This window comes from Sheuella amnicola (assembly GCF_010499255.1).
GTDB lineage: Bacteria > Pseudomonadota > Gammaproteobacteria > Burkholderiales > Burkholderiaceae_B > Zwartia > Zwartia amnicola.
In genome coordinates this window covers 120,878-141,369 of sequence record NZ_JAAGRN010000003.1, presented here as the reverse complement: position 1 = coordinate 141,369, position 20,492 = coordinate 120,878, and the positions used below count along the sequence as shown (strand labels likewise).

General features: G+C 50.3%; 16 protein-coding genes, 1 tRNA gene and 1 pseudogene. 13 read left to right on the top strand and 5 right to left on the bottom strand.

Annotation, left to right across the window (positions count from 1 at the left end):
• Nucleotides 1-34 precede the first annotated feature (34 nt).
• From G3I67_RS05475 to G3I67_RS05465, 3 genes are all read left to right on the top strand, one after another.
• Nucleotides 35-111, top strand: a tRNA-Arg gene (locus G3I67_RS05475).
• 204 nt (nucleotides 112-315) lie between these two features.
• Nucleotides 316-1,539, top strand: coding sequence for a hypothetical protein (locus G3I67_RS05470; protein ID WP_163652347.1), 1,224 nt, complete (start codon nucleotides 316-318; stop codon nucleotides 1,537-1,539).
• Between the two features lie 40 nt (nucleotides 1,540-1,579).
• Complete coding sequence (locus G3I67_RS05465) at nucleotides 1,580-2,113, top strand: C40 family peptidase (protein WP_163652345.1); 534 nt, start codon at nucleotides 1,580-1,582, stop codon at nucleotides 2,111-2,113.
• Nucleotides 2,114-2,144: 31 nt separating this feature from the next.
• Here G3I67_RS05465 and G3I67_RS05460 read toward each other — a convergent pair.
• Both G3I67_RS05460 and G3I67_RS05455 read right to left on the bottom strand, forming a co-directional pair.
• A pseudogene (locus G3I67_RS05460) lies at nucleotides 2,145-2,957 on the bottom strand (UDP-2,3-diacylglucosamine diphosphatase); the annotation flags it as partial.
• A gap of 3 nt (nucleotides 2,958-2,960) precedes the next feature.
• Nucleotides 2,961-4,187 (bottom strand): glycosyltransferase family 4 protein, encoded by a 1,227-nt coding sequence (locus tag G3I67_RS05455; protein WP_163652341.1) that lies wholly within the window; start codon nucleotides 4,185-4,187, stop codon nucleotides 2,961-2,963.
• Between the two features lie 265 nt (nucleotides 4,188-4,452).
• Here G3I67_RS05455 and G3I67_RS05450 point away from each other — a divergent pair, with 265 nt between their 5' ends.
• Nucleotides 4,453-5,064, top strand: coding sequence for a hypothetical protein (locus tag G3I67_RS05450; RefSeq protein ID WP_311197048.1), 612 nt, complete (start codon nucleotides 4,453-4,455; stop codon nucleotides 5,062-5,064).
• 53 nt (nucleotides 5,065-5,117) lie between these two features.
• Here the strand turns inward: G3I67_RS05450 and G3I67_RS05445 are convergent, their stop codons facing one another.
• Nucleotides 5,118-6,719 carry an aminotransferase class III-fold pyridoxal phosphate-dependent enzyme gene (locus G3I67_RS05445; protein ID WP_235931714.1) on the bottom strand — a complete coding sequence of 534 codons (1,602 nt, stop codon included), beginning with the start codon at nucleotides 6,717-6,719 and terminating at the stop codon, nucleotides 5,118-5,120.
• A gap of 110 nt (nucleotides 6,720-6,829) precedes the next feature.
• Here G3I67_RS05445 and asd point away from each other — a divergent pair, with 110 nt between their 5' ends.
• The 4 genes from asd (at nucleotide 6,830) to G3I67_RS05425 (ending at nucleotide 10,163) form a co-directional block, all read left to right on the top strand.
• Nucleotides 6,830-7,723 (top strand): archaetidylserine decarboxylase, encoded by an 894-nt coding sequence (asd, locus tag G3I67_RS05440; RefSeq protein ID WP_235931711.1) that lies wholly within the window; start codon nucleotides 6,830-6,832, stop codon nucleotides 7,721-7,723.
• Nucleotides 7,720-9,021, top strand: a complete 1,302-nt coding sequence (gene lplT / locus G3I67_RS05435) for a lysophospholipid transporter LplT (protein ID WP_163652337.1) — start codon at nucleotides 7,720-7,722, stop codon at nucleotides 9,019-9,021. The genes asd and lplT overlap by 4 nt, the downstream gene beginning before the upstream one ends.
• Before the next feature lie 178 nt (nucleotides 9,022-9,199).
• The gene (locus G3I67_RS05430) at nucleotides 9,200-9,559 is read left to right on the top strand and encodes a winged helix DNA-binding protein (protein ID WP_163652335.1); all 360 of its coding nucleotides are present in this window, start codon (nucleotides 9,200-9,202) and stop codon (nucleotides 9,557-9,559) included.
• A gap of 28 nt (nucleotides 9,560-9,587) precedes the next feature.
• Nucleotides 9,588-10,163, top strand: coding sequence for a hypothetical protein (locus G3I67_RS05425; protein ID WP_163652333.1), 576 nt, complete (start codon nucleotides 9,588-9,590; stop codon nucleotides 10,161-10,163).
• Nucleotides 10,164-10,174: 11 nt separating this feature from the next.
• On the opposite strand, the gene G3I67_RS05420 is transcribed toward G3I67_RS05425, so the two are convergent.
• Together G3I67_RS05420 and G3I67_RS05415 are read right to left on the bottom strand one after the other, a co-directional pair.
• Nucleotides 10,175-11,170, bottom strand: coding sequence for a Bug family tripartite tricarboxylate transporter substrate binding protein (locus G3I67_RS05420; RefSeq protein ID WP_311197047.1), 996 nt, complete (start codon nucleotides 11,168-11,170; stop codon nucleotides 10,175-10,177).
• Nucleotides 11,171-11,231: 61 nt separating this feature from the next.
• A complete protein-coding gene (locus G3I67_RS05415) occupies nucleotides 11,232-12,179 on the bottom strand; it encodes a D-2-hydroxyacid dehydrogenase (protein ID WP_163652331.1) in 948 nt (315 codons plus the stop codon).
• Between the two features lie 67 nt (nucleotides 12,180-12,246).
• Between G3I67_RS05415 and G3I67_RS05410 the strand changes: the two genes are divergently transcribed.
• From G3I67_RS05410 to G3I67_RS14960, 5 genes are all read left to right on the top strand, one after another.
• The gene (locus G3I67_RS05410; RefSeq protein ID WP_235931709.1) at nucleotides 12,247-13,275 is read left to right on the top strand and encodes a magnesium and cobalt transport protein CorA; all 1,029 of its coding nucleotides are present in this window, start codon (nucleotides 12,247-12,249) and stop codon (nucleotides 13,273-13,275) included.
• A gap of 89 nt (nucleotides 13,276-13,364) precedes the next feature.
• Complete coding sequence (locus G3I67_RS05405; RefSeq protein ID WP_163652327.1) at nucleotides 13,365-14,000, top strand: thermonuclease family protein; 636 nt, start codon at nucleotides 13,365-13,367, stop codon at nucleotides 13,998-14,000.
• A gap of 20 nt (nucleotides 14,001-14,020) precedes the next feature.
• Nucleotides 14,021-16,264, top strand: coding sequence for an ABC transporter substrate-binding protein (locus G3I67_RS05400; RefSeq protein ID WP_375539301.1), 2,244 nt, complete (start codon nucleotides 14,021-14,023; stop codon nucleotides 16,262-16,264).
• The gene (locus tag G3I67_RS05395; protein WP_163652325.1) at nucleotides 16,261-17,238 is read left to right on the top strand and encodes an ABC transporter permease; all 978 of its coding nucleotides are present in this window, start codon (nucleotides 16,261-16,263) and stop codon (nucleotides 17,236-17,238) included. Before G3I67_RS05400 ends, G3I67_RS05395 begins: the two co-directional genes overlap by 4 nt.
• A gap of 5 nt (nucleotides 17,239-17,243) precedes the next feature.
• Complete coding sequence (locus G3I67_RS14960) at nucleotides 17,244-20,429, top strand: dipeptide ABC transporter ATP-binding protein (RefSeq protein ID WP_235931707.1); 3,186 nt, start codon at nucleotides 17,244-17,246, stop codon at nucleotides 20,427-20,429.
• Nucleotides 20,430-20,492: the final 63 nt, after the last annotated feature.

Genomic DNA, 20,492 nt, shown 5'->3' with positions numbered 1-20,492 from the left:
GTCAATATGTATGCTATACTTTCGTTCTCACTTAGCGCCCGTAGCTCAGCTGGATAGAGTACTTGGCTACGAACCAAGGGGTCAGGAGTTCGAATCTCTTCGGGCGCGCCAAATTTAAGGCCTCCAGTCATGGAGGCCTTTTCATTTTCTGATGTTTTTTCTCCGGCAAGTTTGTTTCCAAAGATTCCTTGCCATTCGTGCAAGTGCTAACTCGAATTTAGCAATATTTCACGAAAACGATAAAATCGATCCTTAAACGATAAAATCGCACCAATTTGATGCTTTAAAAGAATATCTAGGGTTGGATTAGTCAACGTGAAAGATCAGAAAATTTTTGTCCGACTCATCGTCGGACTCTGTGGTGTTTTGTTTTGCGGCATGGCTTTGTCTCAAGGTGCGGATCATTCAACATCTTTTCTGATAAGCGCGGTGACCACTCCGGCGATTAACAGTAAGCCGATACCCGCTGCCACTTCATCAGATACGACTACAACCGCAACTGTCACGACGACACCCAACTCACCGCCTCAACTACAACTTACGCCCACTCAAAAGATCGCCGATTTGCTGGCCGGTAAGCAACCCCCATCCGGCTTACCCGAAAATCTGCAAAATAGTGCTAAGTGGCCTGTATATGCGGATGCCGTTAAAACCAATTGGGATCTGTACACCCAAAAGATCGGCGTACCTATGAGCGACTGGGCCAAGCAGCAAGTTCCGATGACGTCGGATACGGTGTTTTACCCGTTTTCCGGTCCGGACTTCACGACGGTTCATCAGTTGTTTCCGAATGCTAAACGCTACGTCATGGTCGCGATGCAGACAGCGGGGCGTCCGCTGGACCTGGCTGCATTGACCGCCACGACAACTGACCCTAATCTCGATTTATTGACTTCCGCCTGGAAGCACTACGGCACACACGGTTTTTTTGTGACCGAATACCTTGATAAATATTTGTATTCCACTCAGGCAAGAATCGGAGCCAGTACGTTTTTATCAACTTTTTTAACCTTACATGGTTTTCGGGTTGATCGCGTCGTGCCTATTCAGGTTCTGCCTAATGGCGAGGTTGAGGAGCTTTCTCCCGACTCGGAGAAATGGCGCTCTGTTCGTTTCAATGCCAGCAAAGATGGAAAAAATATTGTTCTGGACTATCTGAAAATCGATCTTTCGAACGAGGGCTTCGCCAAGTCTCCCGAAAATCTGGAGTTTGTTCGCCGCGAGTCCAAGCAGCCGGTATTGTTCAAGGCCGCCTCGCATTTGCCGCAGAACAATAACTTTAGTCTGATCGCCAATGAGGTGCTTAACAATGCTCCGTTGATTGTGCAAGATGAGACGGGAATTAAATACAGCTCCCTCATCAACTCATATGACGTTGCTTTGTACGGGAAATTTGTAGTCGCCCATCACGCGTTCACCAGTTACCACGGAGATTTGGCGAAGGGCTTTGCTCAGCGCAATGATGTTAAACCCTTAACTTTCCGGTTTGGCTATTTTAAGGATGGCAATTATGCTGTGATTGTTGCATCGCGCAAATAATCGCTATAATCCCAAAAGTTAAATAAAGTTTAATTATTGAATGCTGAATTTTCGTTTTTTGATTTCTATTGTTCTTTTGCTGGGATCCTCTGCCGTTCATGCGTCTGAACTTGATGTTCTGATCGATCGACTTGTGGCGCAACAAGCAGCGCGTGAGAGTAAATCTACCGAATCGGCTCATCCTAGCGTCTCGATTGCGAAGAAATTGCTCGGTATTCCGTATCGCTGGGGTGGCACCTCAGCTCAAAGCGGCTTTGATTGCAGCGGTCTGGTGACCTATGTTTTCAAACAACTCGATAAAACCCTCCCAAGAATGCCGCGAGACATGTTCAAGCAGTTGGAGCAGGTTGCGATTGATCGGGTTAAGCCAGGCGATATCGTGTTCTTCAACACGTTTGCGCAGCTTTCCCATGTTGGTATTTATATCGGCAACCGCCAGTTTATTCATGCCCCGACAAAGGGCAAGAATGTGAGCATAGACAGTATCGACTCAGCTTATTATTCGAAGCGTCTGGTCGGAGTCCGGCGTATCGCCTTGGACAAGGCCTCGGTTGAACAAGATTCGCAGTTGTAAGTATTACTCTGCTGTTTGCAACCAATGAGGTTCAAGTCAGTGAAGCGGGTTTGTGCCCGACACTGACTGTTTGATGTGTTCGATATGGCCAGTGAATAATCTTAAGTTCGCCCTGATCGGTCTCTACGATTGCGGACAAGCTTTCCACCCAATCCCCATCGTTGCAGTACAAAATGCCATCGATATCCCTGATTTCAGGCTTGTGTATATGTCCGCACAAGACCCCATCGTATCCTCGCCGCTTTGCTTCCGATGTCAAAATGACCTCGAATTGATTGATGAAGGAAACGGCGTTTTTCACTTTATGTTTCAGATATTGCGATAGTGACCAGTATGACAAGCCCAGCTTGTGGCGAAAGTGGTTAAAGCAATTATTGATTTTGAGAACGGCCGTATAGAGGCTGTCGCCCAGATAAGCTAGCCATTTCGCATGTTGAATGATTCCGTCAAATAGGTCTCCATGCGTGATCCATAACACTCGCCCATCCAAAAGTTCATGCGTTGCTTCATCAACAATTTTGATGTCGCCAAACGCCATCCCCAAAAATTGACGCACGACTTCATCGTGATTACCTGCAATGTAGGTGACAGCGCATCCTTTGCGTGCTTTGCGTAGTATCTTTTGCACGACATCGTTATGGCTTTGTTTCCAGTACCATCCCTTTTTTAGTTGCCAGCCATCGATAATGTCTCCAACGAGATAAAGTTTATCTGCATCATTCCATTTCAAGAAATCAAGCAAATATTCCGCTTTACAGCCTGGGGTGCCCAGATGGATATCAGATATCCAGATGGCCCGATAGCGATGCTGAACTTGGGCGGGTATATCGATCGCGGTAGCGTTCATCTAAATGGTTTGGTGTATGAGATTTGTGCGCGAGCAGGTGGATTGATCTTTGATCAGCGAGCGAAATATTCCTTCAGTTCGCGCGATAACGGAGTTCCAATCATGCTCGATTGATGTTTGGCGACTGTTTGAGCGAATGGATTCGCGCAAGGTTTTGTTTTCGATCAGCTTGCCGATTGCACTGAATAATTCCTGTTCTTCGTGTGGAGCAATGAGCATTCCATTTTGTTCATGAAGAATCAGTTGACCAGCTGCGGCATGGTCATAGGCAATGACGGCTAGGCCACTGGCCATTGCTTCAATCGTGACGTTGCCGAAAGTTTCCGTCATGCTCGGAAACACAAATAGATCCGCACTTGCATAATGCGCAGCAAGATCATGACCAGTGCGCATGCCTGAGAAAATCGCAGATGGGCAGATCGCTTCCAGATGAGATCTGAGCGGACCGTCTCCAACAAAAACGAGTTTGACCGACAAGTTTCGCGATTTCATGGCTTGATAGGCCCGCACAACAGTATCGAGGTTTTTCTCTGAGGCGAGTCGCCCTACGGACAGGAGGATTTGAGTATTTGTATCCGCCCCCCACTGGCGACGTAATTCATCGGAGCGCTTTTCGGGAGTAAAGTGAGTCGTATCGACGCCTCGCGGAACAATCAATAATCGTTCGAATCCAACGCGTGATAGTTCCGACAACAGAGGTGCGCTCGGAACCATTGTGCAATGCGTTGCGTTATGGAATTTGCGAAGATAGGCAACGATGGCGCCTTTGAGCCAGCCAAATCCATAGAACTGACTGTAAGCATGGAAGTTGGTTCGAAAGTCCGAGCTTGTAGGGATCTTGAGCTTGCGTGCAATACGTGAAGCCGACCACCCTAATGGGCCTTCTGTTGCGATATGCACGATATCAGGACGTCGATTTGTCCATAACTTTTTTAATGCACCTTGTGCAGGCAGACCCATTTTTAATTGCTTGTACATGGGGATAGCCGCACCCCTGACCAGCAATTCATCCATGGCGAATTGATCCGCAGACATTGCATCGCCTTGCTGGCGCGGCCTGACAAGCATGACTTCATGTCCGCGCTTGCGCAAGCCTTCAACGACCTTGTGGATAGTATTGGCCACACCGTTTATATCGGGGGGATATGTTTCGGTGACGAGTGCGATCCGTAAGCTAGGCGTGTCTGGATAAAGCTGATCAACCTGTATGGATGCAAAGTCAGTCATTGTGGCTCGCTCGTCAATAACGTGTGACCACTCTATATGACGAATGTAACGATTCAATGACAGTCCGGAAAAATTACGAAACAAAATCCGAGTGGTGCGTTGCGATACCTCAGAACAACACTAGTCGTTGGATTGTTCGAATGCATTCACAAGATTGAAATCTTAATGTCACTAAAAATTCATTTTTAAAAATGTTCCGTCTGAAATAATTTCGCTGGTTGTATCCGGCATTCAAGCCAATCGACGAGACTGATATTCAAGGAACATGATGAAAGAATTATTCCAAACTCTCCAGGTTCAGCGATGGGATGATCATCGCTATTACCATCACAGCCGCATCAATCAAAGTTTGCATTTGCTCAGTGCAATGTCTTTCCTGGTGTCGTATGTGATGCTGTTCATTAATCCCGTGATGGCTTCGATGATCGCCTGGCTAGTCGCCATGACTGCAAGGCAGTCGGGGCATTTCTTCTTTGAGCCAAAGGGTTACGACTTCGTGAATCAGGCAACGCATGAGCATAAAGAGGAAATCAAGGTGGGCTACAACTTGAATCGCAAAATAGTTTTGATTGCGATCTGGGCGCTCATTCCTGTTGTCGTATATTTTTGGCCGCAGTATATGACCTGGGCCGTTCCGCAGGCTTATGAGGATACCTATTGGCGCATGGTCGGTATGTGCTGGTTGTTCCTTGGCGTAGCGGGATTGCTGTTTCGCGTCGGCCAATTATGCATAATCCAAAACGCACAGGCCGCTGTCGCGTGGGCATTAAAAATTCTGACCGATCCGTTTCATGACATCAAGATGTATTACCGTTCGCCGGTCTATCTGATGAAAGGCCAATTGATCGATCCGATGGACCACGTTCAACCCCATTGACATATTGAGCGAGTTAAACGCGGTATATCTGAATAGTGTGCAGGAAACCGCGTTTAACGGAATCGCCGCTTGAGCATCTCCATCAAGATACGCTGCCGGATGCGTTTGTTTGTCTGTCCCTCCGGTGTCCACCACCAACCGTCTGTCGCCATTTGATGGGCGGCTCGAATAAAGCGTTGGCAAAATTGCTCAAAGTCCTCATCAGTAAAGCTCAGGCTGAAAATCATTCGTCCTGTCCCTACCCAGCTCAGGGCAATCCCTTCGAGTCTCAGATAAAACTGAAGCATCCAGTTGTAGCAGCTTGGCACGTCGAAACTGACGGCCCAGACGGTCGAGAGTCCATCGACATGCAAAGGCAATCCTTCAGTCTTGAACAGTTGATTCAATTTATGCATGCGCATCGACCAGGTCGCATCCAGATCGCTGTACAAAGTTTTGATTTCTTTGGATTCGATGCTTCGCAAAAATGCATTCATTGCGCCCATAACATAAGGGTGCTCCTTGAACGTTCCGCGTGCGAAACATATATCGGCAGGCCGGTCGTTGTGAAATCGTGTCATGACATCGGCATTGCCGCACACTACGCCGATAGGCAGTCCACCGGCAATGGTTTTACCGTAAGTGATCAAGTCGGCTTTGACATCAAAAAATTGTTGGGCACCATGTGGTGCAAGCCTGAAGCCCAAAAAAATCTCGTCCATGATGAGCAGAATCCCTTTTTCGGTACAGACTTGGCGCAATTCTTTCAGCCAGGATGTATAGGCTTGCCTATCGTAGTTTGTCCGACGACCGCCCGTCACAAGGGTCGAGTCGGTTGGAGCCACCCGATTCGGATGCATCGCTTGAATGGGGTTGACCAGTACACAGGCAATATCCTTGCGGTTGCGCAAAACCCGCAAAGTGTTTGCATGCATTTCACGCAAGGTGAGGGTATGCCTGGAAGGTGGCATCGGGTTGCCCGGACCCGGTTGAACATCGTCCCACCAGCCGTGATATGCCGAAGTAAAGCGTACGATTTTCTTTTTGCCGGTGGTGTATCGCGCAACGCGTACCGCTTGCATGACCGCTTCGGTTCCGGACATGTGAAACGTGAATTGCTCTTTACCGGAAATTTTTTGCAGTCGCTCAAGGTTATCCAAAACACATGGATGATAAGAGCCGAGAACAGGACCGAGGTCTTGAACCAACTCGCCACCTTGGGCGATGCAGTCTTTATAGAAATCTTGACCGAAGACATTGACCCCATAGGATCCGGTGACGTCTATGTAGCGATTTCCATCAGGATCGGTCAACCAAACTCCATCACTGCTTTTCCAGAAACTTCCAAGAGCAATGTGTTGTTGCAGTACTTCGCGAAATTGAAACGGCACTCTGTAATTGCTAATGAATTGCAAGTCGGGCAGCATGGGTTTGGCTACATTGCTGTATCTCAGCGTGACTTCGCTACGTACGCGCAAATCTTCTCCAAGTCTCGCAAGCGCTTGACGACGCATCTGTTGAATCTGCTCGTCCGCGCCGTCGATATGAAACCATCTTTTGGGGTCGTACGCATATCCCTGTATCCAGCCCGCGATGCGTTTGGCCCAGCGCAAATGGCCCCCCAGGGACGGACTCTTGGCCAGCGACAGCTGAAGCCTTTGGAGGGCTTTCCCCATCAACCAAGCAGCAGCGATTACTAGGACTATGTATTGGACGCTTTTGATCATTAGTTCAGTCATATGCACCTACCTTGAAAACTGCATTTTTATGAAAATAGGATGACGGAATGATGAATTTCAGAAGAGAGTTAAGAAATTTCTTCGCGAACGAGGATTTGAATTTTTTGGTGACAAACCGTATCCCAAGACTGACAGTGACCCATTTCATGGGGTGGTTCAGCAAAATCCGCGTCGGATGGGTACGAGATTTATCGATTCGGATTTGGAAGCTTTTTACCGATCTGGATTTATCAGAGGCGAAGAAACAACACTTCGATAGTCTGCATGATTGTTTTATTCGCGAGCTTCATGCCGGAGCGCGTCCCGTGGACATGTCTGCGGACATCCTGACGAGCCCTTGCGATGCGATTGTTGGAGCCTGCGGAAAGATTGTCAATGATCAGGTGTTTCAGGCCAAAGGCTTCCCTTACAAGGTAACTGATTTGTTTGGTCACAATGCTGACACGTCCATATGGAAGGATGGCACCTATGTGACCTTAAGACTGACTTCGTCGATGTATCACCGTTTTCATGCTCCGTATCAAGGAGTGATGAAGCAGGTTGATTACATGTCGGGCGATACATGGAACGTGAATCCTATTGCTTTAAAGAGAGTCGAACAGTTGTTTTGCAAAAATGAGCGCGCTTTGTTGTCGCTCAAAATTGGAGACAAAGGTTATCCCATCGCTTTGGTGCCCGTTGCAGCCATTCTGGTCGCCAGTATTCGTCTTCATGGCCTAAATATGCTCTTCCATCCGCGATACAAGGGTCAGACAAGGTTTTCATGCGATGTCTCGTTTGAAAAAGGCGATGAACTTGGCTGGTTCGAACATGGCTCGACCATTATTGTCTTTGCCCCGGCCGGATTCGATCTTGCCGAGCATATCGCCCCGGGAGTCAGAATCAAGATGGGAACGCCATTGATGTATTTGCCACATTGCTCATCAAAAGGTTCATTGTGAATCGACATTTTTATACCGTCATCGCAGCGCAGACGTTATCGTCTGTCGCGGACCATGCATTGTTCATCGCAGCCATCGCGCTGATCCAGAACCTGTCCGGTCCCGATTGGATGGCGCCGGTGATTAAATGGTGGGTGGCCGCTTCGTATGTATTGCTTGCGGCATTTGTTGGCGCGATAGCAGACTCTTTTCCCAAGGGACGGGTTATGTTCACGACCAATGCGTTCAAGATGATTGGTTGTGTGTGGATGTTCTGTCATGACGCATTTGGCTTATCGCCCACCGGACAAATTATTCTGGTATGCATCGCGTACGCGATCGTGGGGATGGGAGCAACGGCATACTCTCCAGCCAAATACGGCATCATCACCGAAATGTTGCCGCCTTCCCAACTCGTTAAAGGAAATAGCTGGATTGAAGGCATGACCGTGGTGTCGATCATCATGGGTACTGTACTGGGAGGATTTCTGATTTCTCCGTATGCTTCGCAATGGTTGCTGGAACAGTCAAGTTTTGGCATGAAATTCAATTCGGGCGCGGAAGCAGCGATTTTCGTGATTGGCTGGGTGTATTTGGCAGCCGCATTTTTGAATCTACTGATTCCAAATACGCATATTCAATACCCGGCACAGCCGAGAAATCCTGTTGTACTGATCAAAATGTTTTCGAATTATGTTGGCGTGCTCTGGAAGGATAAGCTAGGACAGATCTCGCTAGCCGTGACCACCTTGTTTTGGGGGGCGGGTGCGACTTTGCAACTGATTGTCATTGAGTGGGGGCGTTCGCAACTTGGCTATAGACTGGATCAAACTTCGATACTGATGGGAATTGCCGCAGTAGGTACTGTCGTGGGAGCGGCCCTCGCATCCAGGTTGCCTTTACAAAAATCATTGAAAGTTTTACCCATGGGTGTGGCAATGGGTCTGGTTGTTTTACTTATGCCGCTGGTTTATGACGAATGGCTTGTTTATCTATTGCTATTGGTTGTGGGTGGCTTGTCCGGATATTTCGTCGTGCCGATGAATGCGTTACTTCAGCACAGAGGACATTTGCTTCTTTCGGCCGGACATTCGATTGCGGTCCAGAACTTCAATGAACAACTCAATATACTGTTCATGCTTTTTCTTTACGCACTCATGCTTTGGCTGGATGTGCCGATTAACACGATTATTTTTCTTTTCGGATTGTCGGTCGCATGTCTGATGCTGTTGATCGTGCGTTGGAATCGAGCAAATTTGCGAAAGCGAAAAGACCTACTAAACGAAATTGGACACGAAGGGTTTGGCCGGGCTCTGTAACTTGAATAAGTTGCAATTATTTCCAAATTGTAATGTTTTGATCAGACGAGAGTTTTTTAGCGTAATTACCTGAATTTATTGATTTTTTATTGAATGCTTTTGAAAATGCTTGTATCAAAACACATGTCACTCAAATGGTTTTAATTACTTTTTTTGATGACCTGTGTATGATCACTTCATGGCTAATAACTCAAAATTCTCTACGACCTATCTCAGATTTCTGAATCTGATTCAGGCTATTCGTGACATCCCCAGCTTTCCAGCTATGGATCCTGTTGAAGAGCGGCTGCTCAATATGCTTGCCGCAGTTTGGCATGGCGGCAAACCGATCAGTGTTCTCGAAGCGATGGGCTTATCTAGCGACATTTCAGCAACAACCGCGCATAGGCGACTTAAGACACTTCGCTCAAAGGGGCTGATTGCGCTTGATGTGGACAAGATCGATAGCCGCATTAAATACGTGGTCCCCACCGAGCTGGCGACGCAGTATTTTGCGACAATGGGTCAAGCGCTTGACCGAGCCCAGAAAGCTGACTGATTACGATTAACCGACCTGGCAGGTCTTTATGACGCAAGTCATGCGGGATGAAAAAGGTGCACGGATTTCCGTGATGTCGTCTTTTATGGCGATCGCCTTCGTTGCTTTGTGCTGGGTGCTGTTATTCAAGCTCAATGATGTGTTTTTCGCATCGATAGGGTTCTCAACCCATATTTCCTGGATTTTTCTGCCTGCTGCGATCCGCATGCTATCGGTGCTCGTCTTCGAGTGGGTGGGTGCGCTTGGACTATTCTTTGGTGCCTTGGTCACCAGCGATTTGTTTAGTGATGTCGACTTTTCAACTGCGCTTGCCCTGTCCACGATGTCTGCGCTTGGTCCTGTCGTGGCTGTTGAAATTTGTTCCAGGTGGCTAGGGCTGTCCCGCACTTTACGTGGATTGGGGCCAAGGCAAATCTGTTTGTTCGCACTGGTCGGTGCGATATTCAACGTGATTCCGCACAATATCTATTTATATGGCAGCGGATTGATGTCTTCGCCATTCGAAGGCTTGGTTCCCATGTTTGTCGGAGATCTGGCCGGCACGGCAATTGTGATTTACCTGACTTCGCTCATACTGAAGCTGGTCCTGCCGGCACGAGCCTGATCCCCAATTGCTTAGTCGAGGGTGATTTTGCCGTCCTCGATCACTTTCTTCCAGATGGCGGTTTCTTTCACCATCTTGTCAGACAGCGTGGAGGGTGAACCACCGGCTGCTTCGAAACCATTTTTAGCCAATTGCTCTTGAAGTGCCTGATTTTTAAGGGTTTTGTTTAAGGCCTCATTGAGTTTGGTGACAACTGTCGGTGGCAAGTTGGCCGGACCGAATACGCCAAACCATGTCAATGATTCATAGCCCGGTACTGTTTCCGACAGAGGGGGTAAATCAGGAGCGACAGGAGTGCGAGTTGGCGAGGTTACCGCTAAAGCGCGCACCTTTCCGTCTCGAATATGCGGAAGCGCCGATGCGATCGAATCAAACATCATGTCAAGTCGGCCTGCCATCAGGTCCGGCATGGCCAGCGCAGTCCCTTTGTAGGGCACGTGCGTCATTTTCAGGCCCGTCATGGATAGGAATCGCTCGGATGAAAGATGAGGAATTCCGCCGGTGCCGGCCGAACCAAAGTTCAACTTGCCCGGATTCTTTCGAATGTAGTCGATGAGTTCCTGCATGGATTTGGCTGGTGAGCTCAATGGGACGATGACGACTTGAGGCGATGAAGCCAGATAGATGATTGGCGTGAAGTCCTTGGTTGTCGAATAAGGGATGTTTTTATTCAGCAGTGGACCAATCGTGTGAGTGCTGGAGGTGGTTAATACCAGGGTGTACCCATCAGCAGGGGATCTGGCTGCAGCTTCTGATCCGATCACTCCGGCCGCTCCGGCGCGATTGTCGACAACCACGCTTTGGCCGAGCTCGGTGCCGAGATGTTGCGCGACCGCGCGAGACACAATATCAGTTGCCCCACCGGCCGGAAACGGAACGATCAGTTTGATGGGACGGGTGGGATAGTCTTGAGTTGCCGGGGCTGTCTGCGCGTGAGCGACTCCAATTGTCAGACTGCACAGCAGGCCTGCGGACAGCTTTTGTATGAGTGATTTAATCGTGTTCACGGATCGCTCCTGAATTCAAAGTTTGATTCGATTTGGTCGTGTTGCCACAACATAAAAAAGGTTAACTGACTACGTTGATTGGGTGGCCCTGTTCGAACGCATTCAGGTTTTGCATAATGCCTTGCATCAACCGGCTTACGCCATCTTCGCTTGCCCAGGTTATATGGGGAGTGATGATCAGATTAGTATGGTTGAGTTGCAAAAGGTCAGGCTCGTTCGTGGGCGGCTCGATGCTTAGGACATCGAGTGCAGCTCCGCCCAGGTGTCCGCTGACAAGCGCGTCCAGAACGGCTTGCTCGTTGATCAAGGGGCCGCGCGCCGTGTTGATGAGCATCGCACCGGGTTTCATGCGAGCGATTTCCGCATGTCCAATCATGCTGCGGGTGGCTTCAGTTAGTGGACAGTGCAGGGTAATGATGTCGCTTTGGGCCAGGAGCGTTTCGAATCTGACATATCCTGGTCGGATTTCGTGGCGGTTGCGATGTTCGCCGAACAGCACATTCATGCCGAGTGCTTCAGCAAGCCGACCTACCTCGCTGCCGATTGCGCCGCGACCAAAAATACCCAGGGTGGCACCGCGTACATTGAGCAACGGCGTGCCGTGGACGCAGAAATGAGGGGATTGCGGCCAGGCCCTTCGTGCCGTCGTTTGATAGTAAGGAAGTGCACGACGCAAAGAAAAGATAAAGCCGATGACGCCTTCGGCCACGCTTTGTTTCGAGTATCCGGGTACATTGGATACCGTAATCCCCTGTTCGCGGCAGGCTTGGAGATCGACGCAGTCGTAACCGGTCGCGGCGACACAGACAAATTTGAGTTTGGGGAGTTTGTTCAAAATTGCTGCGGTGAGTTTGACCTTGTTCGTGATGCATATATCTGCCTGCGCCAGCACATCGACGATCAGTTCGGGATCTGGTTCGGTCGCAGGCCGATTGACCCAGTCGGTGACCCAACCGGGGGGCTGCAATAATTCGGGGATAGTGTCACTGTCGAGAAAAACGATCTGCATGGTCAAATTTCACCCGGATGTGGTCTTATATTGGTACGCACATTAAAACATGTAGATGGAGCACAGTTTGACCGCAACGCCTCAAAATCGCGATTCCCGCCGTCAAGCGTCGGGTGAGACGCCTACTTTAGTCGCATCGCGCGTTTACATAAAAGGTAAACAGGCACGCGATGTGCCAGTTGATGAACTCGCCCGGGTAGCCGGCGAACCGGATCATTTGCTCTGGGTGGGGCTCAAGGAGCCGGATGCGGTCATGGTCGGTGAGGTTGCTCGACAGCTTGGTCTCGATAGTCACGTTGTTGAGGATTTGCAGGCTAAGCACCGACTGCCCAAGGTGATGGACTACGACTCGGTGGTATTGGTGGTTGCCATGACAATCGAAGTCGGTGCATCGGACGGTTTGCCGGTATATGGTGAGACTCAAATGCTGATCGGACGAAACTTTCTGCTGACGATCAGACGCGGTGCGGTGGCACCTCATACCGAATTGCGCCGTCGGCTGGAAAGCATGCCGGACAAGTTGGCCCGTGGAAGCGATTTCATCGCGGCCGAACTAATCGATTTACTCATCGACCGCTACAACGTTGCCTATGATGTGTTCGAAAAAGCCGTAGGCAATATGGAGCATTCGCTGATTGTTCGGGGGCTTGAGGGGCTGCACATCAAGCGTCTTTATCAAATGCGGCGCGATTTTCAGAAGATGCATAGCTCGATTGCCCCGTTGGGTGAAGTGTGCAGAAGACTGGGGCATCTGGATTTCACTCCGATCAGTGCAGCGGCGCGCTCGCATTTTAATGATTTGTCGGATCGTGTGTCGCGAGTTGACCGATTGTTTGATAACTTGGGCAGCGGCTTGGCCTTTGCGTTTGAGGCGGGCATGCTGATCGAGCAGTCAAAGCAGACCGATACAACCCGCCGCTTGGCTGCCTGGGCGGCCATTCTTGCCGTTCCGACCGCGATTGCCGGCATATATGGAATGAACTTTGAGAACATTCCGGAACTCAAATGGAAATATGGCTTTTGGGTAATCACCGGATTGATGACCAGTGTGTGCGGTTACCTGTACTATCGCTTCCGAAAGGCTAAATGGCTGTGATCGTGTAAATGGCCCGGATTTTTAGGCTTTTTATTAGTGTATAAATATTAATTATCTTTTAATTATCAATTAGTTAGGTTTTTTTATCGATGAAAAATACCTTGCCTGTTTCTACGTCCCGACTTGCGGGTCTACTGCGTTTGACTGGCGTTTCCCGTCCGGTGGCCGCGATTTTGGCAGTGGGGATCGTGGGACTCGCCACGTTTTTCATGAATCCCGAAATCCCCGGAATGAGCCAGGCCGCGGCGGCATCACCCAAGTCCGCCACTTTCACGCTCACCGGGAAAGTGGTTCAAGTTTCTGATGGCGATACCATCAACATCCTGATTGATCGCGAAACGCATCGTATTCGTTTGGCCAGTATCGACGCTCCCGAAACTTCGCACGGTAGCGCGCGCCCTGGTCAACCTTTTGGCGAGGCGTCGCGAAAGAATCTGGCTGAATATGTGGCCGGTAAGACTTTAACGCTGACTTGCTACGAAAAGGACCGCTACGGTCGTGATGTATGCGATGTTCCGGTGGGTGAGACGACTGCGAATAGGCTGCAGGTCGAAAAGGGAATGGCTTGGGCCAATCAGCAAGGTGGGGGTAAATACTTGCGCGATCGCAGCCTGGTCGACTTGGAAAAGCAGGCGCGTGCCCAAAAGCTCGGGTTGTGGGCCGAGCCGAATGCCGTGGCGCCGTGGGTTTGGCGTGATGTTTGCTGGCAAAAGCAAAAGTGCTGAAGAAGAATATGCAGCTCAAACTGATGGGCCGGGGTCGGCGAATGATTGCGGTCGTATTTTCTGCAGCCATTCTGATGGGGTGCGGTCCGCAGGGGATGGATGCGGCGATCAACAGCCCCTATCCGACCGGAGCCGAGAAGAAGAACGTGCTTTATACGGCATTTGCCGCGCGGTCCCCCAAGTTTTTGGATCCGGCAAGATCTTACTCGACCGACGAGACGCCTTATACATACAACATTTATGAGCCGCTTTACGGATATCACTACCTCAAGCGTCCTTATGAGTTGATTCCCAGGACAGCTACCTCGATTGCCGAGCCCAAGTTTCTGGACAAAGATGGGCGCGAGTTACCCGCGGCCGCTCCGGTCGCCGATATCGCCGAAAGCGTATACGACATTGAGCTCAAGCGTGGAATCATGTTCGCACCCAATCCGGTTTTTGCGCGCGAGGAGGACGGCGAGTTTAGTTATTGGCCCATTCACGAATCGGAGTTGAAAGACAAATTCGCAATGACGGATTTTGCGAAGACCGGAACACGCGAGTTGACGGCCTACGACTATGTTTATGCCTTGCGTCGTTTGGCAAGCCCTCGCGTGGCGTCACCGATTTTTTCGACGCTGGCCGAGCATATTGTCGGCTTTAAACAGTATGGCAGCAGACTGCGGGAGATGGATGCGGCCTTGCGCAAGGATTTGCCGGTTGGCACTCGGGATGTGCCTTGGCTGGATTTGCGAGAAACGGGCTTTGCAGGCGTTCAAGCACTGGATTCGCACACTTTGCGTATTCGAGTCAAGGGGTTGTATCCTCAATTCAAATACTGGCTGGCTATGACTTTTGTCGCGCCCATTCCTTGGGAAGCTGATCGGTTTTACAGCCAGCCCGGCATGGCCCGGCGAAATTTGACCCTGAACAACTGGCCCGTTGGGACGGGTCCTTACATGCTGGGTGAATCGATACAGAATCGCCGTCATGTACTTGAGCGTAACCCGAATTTCAGGGGCGAACCCTATCCATGCGAGGGCGAACCGGGAGATCGAGAGAAAGGGTTGCTTGCGGATTGCGGAAAAATGACGCCGTTTATCGATCGCATTGTCTTCAACATGGAGAAGGAAAGCATTCCGTTGCAGGGCAAGTTTATCCAGGGCTATTACGACATCCCGCAAGTCGACCGGGGCGATACAGGCGTTGCGATGCTGGTTGCGGCGGGTGATTCGACCGAAAAGGCAGCACTGTACGCGCAACATGCTATTCAGTTGCCGACAACAGTCGAAGCGCAGATGCAATACTTTGGATTCAACTGGAAGGATCCGGTTGTCGGTCGGGGGGATACTCCCGAGCAGCAGGTTCGCAATCGAAAGCTGCGCCAGGCCTTAAGCATTGCGTTTAACTGGGAAGAGTATGTCGCGATTTTCGAAAACGACCAGGCTCAAGTCGCTTACGGCCCTGTGCCGCCGGGTGTGTTGGGTTATATCCCGGGTGAGGCTGGAATCAACCGGGTTGTTTATGACGTTAAGGGTGGCAAGGCTGTTCGTAAATCCCTGGACCAAGCCAAACGATTGCTTGCGCAGGCAGGCTATCCAAACGGCCGCGATGAAAAAACGGGCGAACCTCTGGTTCTGTATTTCGACGCGATGGGCGGTGCCAGTGGTTCGAGTCCAACCCTGGACTGGATGCGCAGACAATTCAGCCTTCTGGGTGTTCAAATGGATATTCGGGCAACCGATTACAACCGTTTTCAGGAAAAGATGGCGCGTGGCGTTGCCCAAATGTACATGTGGGGATGGGTGGCGGACTATCCGGATGCCGAAAACTTTCTCTTTTTGCTCTATGGCCCTAACGTAAAAGCCGGTAAGGGTGGTGAAAACGCATCCAATTACGAAAATCCCGAATACGATGCGTTATTCGAAAGAATGCGCGACTTGCCTGATGGTCCGGAAAAAGAGCGCGTCATTGCGCAAATGATCGAAATCCTTCAAGTTGATGCGCCTTGGATGTTCGGCGTGTTTCCCAAATCGGGCGGCGCCTTCCAGCAATGGGTTGGAAATGCCAAGCCGACACAGATGGTGCGCAATACGCTGCAGTACATGAAAATCGATTCGGAATTGCGAGCAAAAAAAATCCAGGAATGGAATCCACCGATCTGGTGGCCCGTTGGATTGATTGTTGCGCTCATCGGGTTGGTGCTCTGGTTGGCCGGTCGTACTTTGCGTAAACAGGATCGACGAACCGCTTTCGGAAATGTGGCCGGGGAGGACGCGAAATGACGGGTTATATTTTGCGCCGCCTGATGTATGGCGTGCTTATCCTGATTGGGGTCAATTTATTTACCTTCATATTGTTTTTCGCGGTAAATACGCCGGATGATATGGCGCGCTTGGCGATTGGCGGGCAAAGGGTGAGTGCCGAGGCGGTCGAAAAATGGAAAGTGGAACATGGATACGACAAGCCGCTTTTTATCAATGATCAAAAGGCAGGTCTGGATAAATACACGGACACGATTTTCTATCAACGCTCCATCCCATTGCTCAAGTTTGATTTCGGTTCTTCCGATGGTGGTCGCGACATTAGTCGGGAAATAGGCGCACGCATGGGGCCCAGCCTGGCTTTGGCCTTGCCGACGTTTGTGCTTGGATTGATTGCAAGCGTGTCGTTTTCACTTGTGTTGATATTTTTCCGAACGACTCGGCTTGATTTTTGGGGTGTCGTTTTATGCGTGGTGATGCTGTCGATCTCCAGTCTTTTTTACATCATTGCCGGACAGTGGCTGTTTTCGAAAGTCTTGAGACTTGTACCGTATTCGGGATTTGCGGGCGGGTTGGATATGATCAAGTTCCTGTCACTGCCTGTTTTGGTTGCGATCGTTGCAAGGCTTGGTCCTGAAGCACGTTTTTATCGTAGCCTGTTTCTGGAAGAGATCAGTAAAGACTATGTGCGTACCGCACGTGCGAAAGGCTTGAGCGAACGAATAGTGCTTTTTAGGCATGTGCTGCGCAACGCGATGCTTCCTATTTTGACCGGAACGGTGTCTGCGCTGCCCTTGCTTTTTATGGGAAGTCTGATTTCAGAGTCTTTTTTCGGAATTCCCGGTTTGGGTAGTTACACAATTGATGCCATTGGCGCGCAAGATTTTTCGGTCGTACGTGCGATGGTGTTTTTGGGGTCGGCTTTATATATCGTTGGTTTGATTATGGCTGACATCTCATACACGCTTGCGGATCCGCGGGTGAGGTTCGAGTAGACATCATGCCAAAAATTATTTTTCTATGGACAGATGTTGCGCTCTTCGCCTTGGTGGGTGCTGTATTGGTTTATGCGTGGCATGTTTCCCGAACCCACACCTTGCGGGCCGTGTGGGGACGCGTTGCGCGCAACGCTCCTGCGATGTGTTCAGCCGTGGTATTGGCGTTTTTTGTCGTCATTGGCTTACTTGATTCGCTTCATTTTCAGCCCCGTTTGCCTACTGTGGCGGGTGCGTCTGCCAATAGCACGCCTGTGTACGCTCCTAAAGTGGTTTCGGTTCTGGACGCGTTGCTTGACGATACAGCTTTTGTTCGTCCAGAAAAAACTTATTCGGCGCCACTGGCATGGTTGCAATTCACCAAAGAGTCGATTTTGCAGGATGGTGGCGAGCCTCGCAGGGACTTTCCGCGTTTGCGTTTTGGCGGCAAGCATTTGCAGAATCCAGAACAAGATTGGCATCGTGATGTCCTTGTTCGTGCCGCAAGCGGAATGCTGTTTGGCGCACTAGTTGGTTTGTGTTTTGTGCTCTTAATTGTATGGAAGCTTTCGCGCCCCAATGCGAATGCCTCGCTTGGCCTAACCGACATGCTTGGCCGCATATGGCATCGTGATACAGAGCTGCCATGGCGAGCCATCCTGATCACTGTCATGCTCATGTGTCTGATTTTGGGCGCGACGGTCGGGCTCACTTCGGGCTATCACGTGCTAGGCACGGATCGAACCGGCAATGATGTGCTTTGGCAGGCTTTGAAGAGCATACGAACCGCTTGGGTGATAGGAAGCCTGACGACGGTTGCCATGTTGCCTCCCGCCATGATTCTGGGGATAGCTTCGGGTTATTTCAAAGGCTGGATCGACGATGTGATCCAGTATGTTTACACCACTTTGACATCCATTCCCGGTGTGTTGCTGATTGCTGCCTGCGTGTTAATGATGCAGGTATACATCGATGCCAATGCCAGTCTGTTTCCCACAGCTTCACAGCGAGCTGATTTACGCCTTTTTTTACTGTGCATGATTCTGGGATTAACAGGATGGTCCGGACTATGTCGGTTGTTAAGGGCTGAAGTCCTCAAACTGCGGGAGCTTGAGTATGTCCAGGCTGCGCGTGCATTCGGCATATCGAGCTGGCGCATCATGGCGCGTCATTTGGCGCCGAATGTGATGCATATCGTGCTGATCACCGTTGTGCTGGAGTTTTCCGGATTGGTGCTCTACGAAGCCGTACTGTCTTATCTGGGTATCGGGGTCGATCCGACGATGAATTCGTTTGGTTCGATGATAGAAAAGGCCCGTTTCGAAATGTCACGCGACCCGATGATCTGGTGGAATCTGCTTGCGGCGTTCGTCTTCATGCTGGCTTTGGTTCTATCCGCCAATTTGTTTTCGGATGCGGTGAGAGACGCCTTCGATCCCCGCAGTCGTATGTTCAGGTTACGTAGGCTGGGATCTGGCGTGTCGGCGGCTTGCGGACTGATTGCGGATGCGGCCGCGGATTCGAGTGTGAAGCCTAATTCATCTGAAGTGTTAACGGTGTCGAATCTGGATGTGGCGATCGATTCCGATGAACAACTGCGTTACGCGGTGAAGGCGTTGGCACTGAGCGTGTCCAGAGGGGAAACGTTCGCCTTGGTGGGAGAATCAGGGTCAGGCAAAAGCATGACGGCAATGGCGATGATGAGATTGTTGCCAGATGCGTTGCGTGTGTCCGGCGGACGCATTGACTTGGATGGCATCGAGATCAATTCCTTATCCGAATCCCAAATGCGTCGAGTGCGAGGCGGTAGGGCAGGAATGATTTTTCAGGAGCCGGCGACGAGTTTAAATCCGGTCATGCGGATCGGTGCCCAGTTGATCGAACCGATCGAGTTGCACACAGAGTTACGTGGACAGGCTGCGCGAGCCCGTGCGATAGAGTGGCTGTCACGAGTTGGCATTCCGGATCCATCCGTACGGATCGATGATTATCCTTTTCAGTTTTCGGGTGGACAGAAGCAGCGCATCATGATTGCAATCGCACTGGCCGCAGAGCCGGATCTCTTGATCGCCGATGAGCCAACCACCGCGCTGGACGTCACCGTTCAGGCGCAAGTGCTCCGATTGCTTGCGGATATACAGAAAGAAATGGGTATGGCTGTATTGATGATTACCCATGATTTGGCTGTAGTGCGAGATGTCGCGGATACGGTTGCGTTGATGCGTTACGGCGAAATAGTGGAAACGGCTAGCGCCGATGTCTTTTTTACTGCGCCCAAACATCCTTACGCACGGGAACTCTTTGATGCTATTCCTACTTTTGCCAAGCGTGGGCGACCCTTGTCCCGTAACGGTCAAGATCGTGTGATGACTCATCATGCCTGTATTTCGGAATCGTCTGACGTTGGTCCGGTGGTACTCGAAGTGCGTAGCTTGAAAGTCGAGTATCCGATTCGCCAGGGATTGTTACGTCGTATCGTTTCCTGGAACAAAGTGGTTCAGGATGTCGATTTGACGCTCAAAGCCGGTGAGACGGTTGCGCTTGTCGGAGCCTCAGGGTGTGGCAAAACCACGATTGCCAAAGCACTGTTGCGATTAATCGATCCCAGTGTGAAAGTGCTGGGCTCGGCTCAGATCGATGGACATGATTTGCTTGGAATAAGTAGTGGCCTGTCTTCGGAGATGCGCCGACAGATTCAAATTGTTTTTCAGGATCCATATGCATCACTCGACCCTCGCATGCGAATCGGTGCCATTTTGCTTGAGGGGATTGCCGCTTTGAGGCCGGAGTGGTCGCGTGTCGAGCAACAGCGCCGTATAGACTATTTGCTGGATCGCGTCGGCTTACCCAAGGATTGCGCGATGCGCTTTCCTCACGAGTTTTCGGGTGGTCAACGACAGCGTATCGCCATTGCACGCGCTTTGGCCGTCGAACCTAAAGTGTTGATTCTGGATGAGCCGACTTCTGCGCTTGATGTGTCGGTCCAAGCGCAGATTCTGGATTTATTGTCAGATCTGCAACGTGAAACGAGGATGGCGTATTTATTCATCACCCACAATTTTGGAGTAGTCGAATATATTGCCGATCGTGTGGCGGTTATGGATGCCGGCAGATTGGTTGAGCTTGGTTCGACCGATCAGGTACTGCTCAAGCCTCAGCATGCCGTGACTAGTGAATTGTTGGCATCCGTCCCGCGTCTGAGTTTTGATTGACGTGTGAGACCGATATATTGAACAGGCGCTCAGTTATACTTTGCTGTTGATTTTTTGATTTTC